This window comes from Trebonia sp. (genome assembly GCF_049794275.1).
In the GTDB taxonomy this organism is placed as follows: Bacteria; Actinomycetota; Actinomycetes; order Streptosporangiales; family Streptosporangiaceae; genus Trebonia.
Genome location: NZ_JBARCR010000640.1, coordinates 1 through 6,638, shown reverse-complemented (window position 1 = coordinate 6,638; position 6,638 = coordinate 1). Strand labels below are relative to the sequence as shown.

The 6,638-nt window shown below is 70.2% G+C and carries 9 protein-coding genes; 3 read left to right on the top strand and 6 right to left on the bottom strand.

Features of this window, described 5'->3' with window-relative positions:
* The 5 genes from WA805_RS17270 to WA805_RS17250 all read right to left on the bottom strand — a co-directional run.
* A partial coding sequence (locus WA805_RS17270; RefSeq protein WP_425242841.1) for a cupin domain-containing protein occupies nt 1–848 on the bottom strand: 848 nt, incomplete at its 3' end.
* A complete protein-coding gene (locus WA805_RS17265) occupies nt 849–2,060 on the bottom strand; it encodes an FAD-dependent monooxygenase (protein WP_425242840.1) in 1,212 nt (403 codons plus the stop codon). It lies immediately after the preceding gene.
* Nucleotides 2,057–2,389, bottom strand: a complete 333-nt coding sequence (locus WA805_RS17260) for an indolepyruvate ferredoxin oxidoreductase subunit alpha (protein WP_422271880.1) — start codon at nt 2,387–2,389, stop codon at nt 2,057–2,059. The genes WA805_RS17265 and WA805_RS17260 overlap by 4 nt, the downstream gene beginning before the upstream one ends.
* 5 nt (nt 2,390–2,394) lie before the next feature.
* Nucleotides 2,395–3,342 (bottom strand): TAXI family TRAP transporter solute-binding subunit, encoded by a 948-nt coding sequence (locus WA805_RS17255; protein ID WP_425242839.1) that lies wholly within the window; start codon nt 3,340–3,342, stop codon nt 2,395–2,397.
* Nucleotides 3,335–3,607 (bottom strand): nickel-binding protein, encoded by a 273-nt coding sequence (locus WA805_RS17250; RefSeq protein ID WP_422338607.1) that lies wholly within the window; start codon nt 3,605–3,607, stop codon nt 3,335–3,337. The genes WA805_RS17255 and WA805_RS17250 overlap by 8 nt, the downstream gene beginning before the upstream one ends.
* Before the next feature lie 99 nt (nt 3,608–3,706).
* Here WA805_RS17250 and WA805_RS17245 point away from each other — a divergent pair, with 99 nt between their 5' ends.
* From WA805_RS17245 to WA805_RS17235, 3 genes are all read left to right on the top strand, one after another.
* On the top strand, nt 3,707–4,495 hold the full coding sequence (locus WA805_RS17245; RefSeq protein ID WP_422286664.1) for an IclR family transcriptional regulator: 789 nt from the start codon (nt 3,707–3,709) through the stop codon (nt 4,493–4,495).
* A 125-nt stretch (nt 4,496–4,620) separates the two neighbouring features.
* On the top strand, nt 4,621–5,340 hold the full coding sequence (locus WA805_RS17240) for a hypothetical protein (protein ID WP_422338608.1): 720 nt from the start codon (nt 4,621–4,623) through the stop codon (nt 5,338–5,340).
* Nucleotides 5,337–5,873, top strand: coding sequence for a hypothetical protein (locus WA805_RS17235; protein ID WP_422286661.1), 537 nt, complete (start codon nt 5,337–5,339; stop codon nt 5,871–5,873). The genes WA805_RS17240 and WA805_RS17235 overlap by 4 nt, the downstream gene beginning before the upstream one ends.
* 18 nt (nt 5,874–5,891) lie before the next feature.
* Here the strand turns inward: WA805_RS17235 and WA805_RS17230 are convergent.
* Nucleotides 5,892–6,638 (bottom strand): FadR/GntR family transcriptional regulator (locus WA805_RS17230; protein ID WP_425242838.1); only part of this gene is annotated, 747 nt, incomplete at its 5' end.

Here is a 6,638-nt window from a genome sequence, read left to right as displayed (position 1 = left end):
GTCCGGACCGTTGCGGTGCGGTGCCCGGCGAGCACCCGGTGCATTTCCGCCCGCACCGTCGCCATGATGTCCCGCCCGGTTACCGGGTCGGCGTAGCGGACGCTGGCCGCAGGCTGCCCGGTGGTCTCGATCAGCCGGGACAGGGCCGCGTCGACGGATGGCCAGCGGTAGGCGAGCAGCCTGGAGGACCGGCCGGACGCGGGGTCCTCCACGTCTGCCTGCTCGCCGGCCGGCAGCAGCCCGGCCCCGCTGTAGAGCTGCTCAGATCGTGACGCCAGCGCCGGCTCGTACCCGGTCGGCTCCTCGCTGCCAGGCTCGAAGAAGATGGCGTCGAGGCTCTGCACCAGGGGAAGGTCCAGGCCGTCGAACCAGATCATCGGCTCGGTGCCCGGGTTGTGATGCTCGTGCCAGGTCCAGCTCGGGGTGAGGATCAGGTCGCCAGGGGCCATGTGGAGCGCATCGCCGTTGACCAGTGTCCACACTCCGCTGCCTTCCAGCACGAATCGCAGCGCCGCCGGGGTGTGCCGGTGCGCGGGGGCGAGTTCCCCGGCGCCCAGGAACTGCACCGCGCCCCACAGCGTGTGCGTGGCGAACGGCAGCCCGCCCAGATCCGGGTGGGACAGCGAGAGCACCCGCCGGTCGCCGCCGCGATCGATGCCGACCAGGTCGCCGGACCGCTCCGCGAGATCCCGCAGGGTTTTCCACCGCCAGATGTGTGGCCTGAGCCGGTTCGGTGTCCTGGTCAGCAGGCCGGGCTGGGTCCACAGCGGCTGCAGGTCGGCCGCCGCCAGGTCGGCATACAGGCCGTCTACGTCGGGAGTGTCGTCATGGAATCGCGCAGTGACCATTCAGCTCGCCTCCGTCTGGTCCTGGTAGAGCCAGTCTAGGTCGGTGTAGTCGTCCGGGCCGCGCCGCGCGAGGATCCGGTCGCGCAGCAGCGGGATGACCGGGCCGTCGTCGTGCCAGATCTGTCCCCAGATCCTGGCGGAACGCTGGATCAGCGCGGTGCGCGGGATGCGTTCGGCCTGGTAGGAGGCGAAGGCCTTCGTGGGGTCGCCGTCGTACCGGGTGAACTGGCGGGCCAGGCAGCCGGCGTCCTCGATGGCCTGGCAGGCGCCCTGCGCGAGGTACTGCACCATCGGGTGCGCGGCGTCGCCGAGCAGGGTGATCCGGCCGGTGGTCCAGTTGTCCAGGGGCTCCCGGTCGTACATCACCCACCGGCGGTCGCGGCTGATCAGCGCCACCCCGGCGCGCACCGGATCGCAACAGGGGGCGAAAGCCTGGTCGAGCTCGGCTGGGGTGCCCCAACGGTCAGTCAGCTCGGCCTCACGGGAGTAGCTCCGGCTGCCGAAGACGGCGACCTGGTTGACCAGCTCGCCGCGCCGGATCGGGTACTGCACCAGGTGCTTGCCGGGCCCGATCCAGATGATCTCGTCGTCCGGCCCGGCGGGGACGCCGTTCCCGCCCGTCGGCATCGCGTCGTCGCGGGCCGGGAGCGCGCCGCGGTAGGCGACGAACTCCTGGCAGACCGGGCGGTCAGCGGAAATCAGCGTGCGGGCCGTCGACCACAGGCCGTCGGCGCCGACGACCGCGCCGCATTCGTAGCTGGCGCCGTCGGCGAACCGGACCCGTGCGGTGCCGCCGTCGTCGCTGAGTTCAGTGACGTCGCGGCTGGCCTCCAGTGTGATCCGGTCATCTGCCCGGCACGCCTGGTGCAGCACGGTCAGCAGGTCACCGCGGTGCATGACGGTGTACGGATAGCCGTAACGCCGCTCGAACGGCTCGCCGAAGTCCACGGTGGTGAGATGCCGGCCGGTCTCGGCGTGCATGAGCACCAGGTGCCGGAGATGGACGGCCAGCTCGGCCAGCTCCGGGAGCACGCCCAGGCCGTCCAGGATGCGCAGCGCGTTCGGGGCGAGCTGGATGCCCGCGCCGATCTCGCCGAACTCCGGTGACCGCTCAACGATGTGCGCTGTGAAGCCCGCCCGGGCCAGCGCGAGGGCGGCGGCCATGCCGCCGATCCCGCCACCGATGATCAGGATGGGCACGTCCGCAGTCATGTCTTGATCCAGCCGGCGACCAGCGGCGTATCCGTCCCCACCTGGCCGGTCGGCTCGCCGCCCCCCGGTGAGCCCAGCGGCGTGTCCCGGCCGGGCAGTTTCTCGGTGAAGAACGCGGTGTTGTCCGCGGCCCAGACGGGGTCGGGTGAGTCATCGGGAGCGAGGATCGCGTCGACCGGGCACTCGGGCAGGCACGCTCCGCAGTCGATGCACTCGTCTGGATTGATGTAGCGCTTGCGCAGGCCCTCGTAGATGCAGTCAACGGGGCAGGACTGGACGCACGAGCCGTCCAGCTCGTCGATGCAGTGCTCGTTGATGACATACGCCATCGCGGTCAGCTCCAGATGGGCGCGCCACCGACCGAGTCCTCGCCGGCGTCGGAGTAGGCGCGGGCCGCCGCCGGATGGAGCGGGACCGGCGTCCGTGCCATGTCGGCGGGGACGAGGGGGTAGGTGACGGGGGAGTGGTCTTGCGGCAGGTGGGCGTACTGCACTTCCAGCGCTCCCCGGGTCTTCACCATGCACCACGCGGCCAGGTAGGCCACGTCGTCGGGGAGTGCCGGGGTGCAGAGCAGGACGAAGTCGGAGAAGTCCAGCGTCAGCAGGTCCTCGGCCAGGCCGGGCAGGTAGCCGGCTTCCACCGTGGCGGACGGCCAGCCATCGGCGGCGAACGCGGCCAGTACCTGCTCGCCCCATGGCAGGTAGCGCACCGGGCGCTTGGCGGCTATCCGCTGCCAGTGCGGCGTCATGATCGCCTCGTGGATGAGCACGTCCGCCTCGCCGTCGGCGAACCAGCTGATCGGCGGGAACGGCCGCTCGTCGTAGCGGAACGAGAGCCTGCCGGGGTCCACGCCGGCCAGCCGCAGGGCCTTGTGCGCGGCGAGACCGATGAGGTTAACGCCGTCATCGGGGGAGGTCGCCACGGTCACGTTGCCGGCAACCGAGGCAAGGTCCGCGACGGTGCTGACCGGAAGCGCGGCATCGACCGCGACGACGAGGCGGTCCCGCTGCCCTATCACGCCGAGCGCGCACAGGTCGCCGGGTTCGAGCAGGTGCACCGCGGCCGCCGGGGTGACCACGGCGATGTCAGCGGCGCCGGAACGCAGCGCCGCGATCTGGTCGGAGCCGCCGCGACCGGACCAGATCGAGAACTCGGACCCGCGGGGCGACCGGTCGCCTATCTCCTGGGCGAGCCAGCCGCAGATCCGGTGCATGTTCGCCTGGCCCCAGTCACCGCGGAACGCCAAGGTGACCGGCCGGTCCAGGCGCGGCTCGTCAGCCACGGGCGAGCATCTGCGCGAGCTCGGCCGCGCTCAGCGTGAAGTCGATCTCGTTAATGGAGTCGAAAGGGAAACCTACCCGCTCGAACTCTTGTTCCACTGCGGCCGCGCTGTCCGCCTCGTACACCGAGACGATGAAGCCGGTGTCGGTGTTGACGTACAGCTGGCGGAACGTCGCGTAGACGCCTTTGGCGACATCCGGGCCGTATCCGGCGATCTCTTCAGGTGACAGGCCCGGGGCCTGGTGCAGGCTGACGAACAGCGCCATCACATTCTCTCCTTGAACGTGTCACGGTACGGAACAGTGTCCCGTATTTTGCTACGTCGATGGAGGATGTGCAAGGGTCGCATGCGCTACTCTGCTTGCGTGGAGCAGGATCCCGACGGCACCCCGCCCGACCGCCCAGGCTCGCTGATCGGCGCGGTCGACAACGTGCTGCGGCTGCTCCGTCTCTTCGAGGATCACGAGATGATCCGGGTCAACCAGGTGGCCCGGGACATGGGATTGTCCCGGTCGACGGTGCACCGGATGCTGGCGACGCTCAGCCACCACCAGTTCGTGGAGCAGGACGAGCATTCGCGTGCCTACCGGCCGGGACCCGCGCTGGTCGACATCGGCCTGGCGGTCGTGTCGAAGATCGATATTCGCGCCGTCTCGCACACGGCCCTGGTGGACCTGCGCGACCTGACCGGCGAGACCGCCCACCTGGGCGTCATGCGCGGCGACACGAGCGTCCTGTTCCTGGACAGCGTCGAGAGTGACCGGATGGTGCGTACCGGCAGCCGGACCGGCCGGATCCTGCCCGCGCACTCGACGGCCACGGGCAAGGTCCTGCTCGCGGAGCGCACCGACGAGGAGATCGCCGCCCTGTACCCGTCCGGGCTGCTGGAGGCGCCCACGCCCCGGGCGCTGACCAGCGTCGCCGAACTGCTCGAGCAGATCGCCGAGGTCCGCCGCCTGGGCTACGCGGCCAATCACGGGGAGAGCGAGGACGACGTCGCCGCCGTCGCCGCCGCGGTCCGCGACAATCGCGGCCACGTCCGCTGCGCCCTGGTGACGACCGCGCCGCTGTCCCGCGCCGACGAGGCGTGGGTGAAGACCGCCGCCACCGCGACCATGCGGGTCGCGCGTGAGCTCGGCGACCGCGTCGGCTGAGGCTCGCATCCCTTAGCCGCTCCTTAACCGCTGCTGGCCGTAGCGGCTGATCATGAGTTTTTTCCGTAACGTAGGGTCTTGTCTCCTCTGCGCATCATGTCTCACAATGGGGGTCAGTGTTCCGCATGACGCTACATAGTGAGGTGAACGTGGACCTGGAGGACACCCGGCGGATCCCGCCGCCCGACCCCGACCGCGAGCCGCTCAAGGTCAACGTCTACGAGCGGATGGCGAAAGCGGCGGCAGAGCTGATGCCGCTGTTCCCCTACGATTCGGCCGGCGCGATCGTGCCCTGCGGTGCGGTGTTCACCGGGGGACCGGACGCGGAGCACGGGCACTTCTTCCACTGGAACACGGTGAACGAGGTCGTCGTCACCTACGGCGCGAACCAGGCGATGCTGGCCCCGGGGCAGATCTTCGTGACCCAGCAGCTGCACGGAGTGAACTCGTTCCTGCGGAATGAGAAGGACCCGGAAGCGTTCGCCGTCATGGTCATCACCCAGCACCAGTCGACGTCGGGCGACCAGCGGGAAGCGGTACTCGCGCGCTGCAAGAAGTGCAAGGCCGAGCTGGTGCGGCACGACTACGACGCCACCCCGCACGGGCTGCCGGGGTACGACGCGAAGAGCTACGGAGCGGACGAGGACCCGATCCGGCAGTTCGCCACGCTGTACCACTCGCTGAAGTTCGTCGAGCTGCGCAACAGCGAGGAGGGCCGGACCTGCGCCGAGTGCGGGCACGTCAACGACGTGTTCCCCGCCGAGCGGTGGGGATGGGGACGGCAGGTGGCCCAGACCCAGGCGGTCAGCGCCGCGCACCGCACCCTGAAGGAGGCCGCATCATGAACCGCCGCCGGATGCTGCACGCCTTCAAGGCCGAGGTGGGCGAGTACGAGGACGCCGCTGTCTTGCCGGAGGAGACCGACCCGCAGCTCTACCTGTCCAGGAACCGGCACCCGCAGCCGTTCCACCTCATCTGCTCGAAGGACAACGTGCTCAGCCAGCTGTCCGGGGAAGCGGACGTCCACCTGCGCGACAGCTCGGTGAACAGGTTCCGGATGGTCGTCGGCGACCACGTCTACATCCCGGCAGGCACGCCGCACCGGATCGTGCCGGTGACCGAGGGCGTCACGATCCGGTTCCAGCCGCTGGAAGCGGGGCTTCAGGGCGCCGCGTGGTACTGCGACGGATGCGACAGCGAGCTGCGGCGCTATGAATGGGAGCACGACAAGGACACTCCCGCCGTGCAGTATTACGCCGCGGCCTGCGCCCGGTTCTCTACCGATGAAGCGGCGCGGACCTGCGGCAAGTGCGGGACGGTCGCCGCGGCGCTGGACCTCGCCGCGTTCGGCTGGCCTCCGGCCGCCGCCGCATCGTGACCCGAGCCGATGGACGGCTCATCCCTGAGTGTTGTGCATGGCGATGAGCCGCCGGGTCTCCACGGCGTCCCGGCGTTCGAGCGCCGCGACGAGGTCGGCGTGGAGCTGGTAGCGCTCCTCGATGTATCCCGGCAGCGACGTGCCCTCGGCCGGCAGGACAGACAGCGTGTGCCGCTCGATCATCTCCAGCAGCGAACTGTAGAGGGTTCGCAGCAACTGGCTGGGGCTGATCGCGGCGATCTGGGCGTGCAGCTGCCAGTTGGCGTGCACGAAGGCTGCCGGATCCCCGCTGGCGACCGCCGCGGCCATGGGCTCCAGGCAGTCGCGGAGAACGGCGAGGTCGGCAGGGGAGGCGTGCCACAGCGCGTCTTCGATCAGCAGCGGATCCAGCGTGTTCCTGATGCGGATGGCGTCGGCCACAGCGGCCTCGCCGTCGTCCAGTTCGAGCAGGGACTTGCCGAGCCGGGCCGTCGCGGCCCGGTTCGTGACGAACAGCCCGCCACCGGGCCCGGGCCGTACCGTGATCACCTGGCGGGTTTGGAGCAGCCGCAATGCCTCGTTGAACGTACCCACCGAGACGCCGCATCGGGCCCGGACATCCTCCTTCGTGCCGAGGCGGGTGCCGGGCGGCACGGCGGCGGCGAGGCGAGCCACATGATCGGCCGCCTGCTCGGCACGGGAGCGCCCGGCGGGATGCTCCCAGTCGCTGCGCCGGAAAGCCATCTCGGCCGCGCCGATGTCGGCGCGGATCGCCCCGGCATGCTC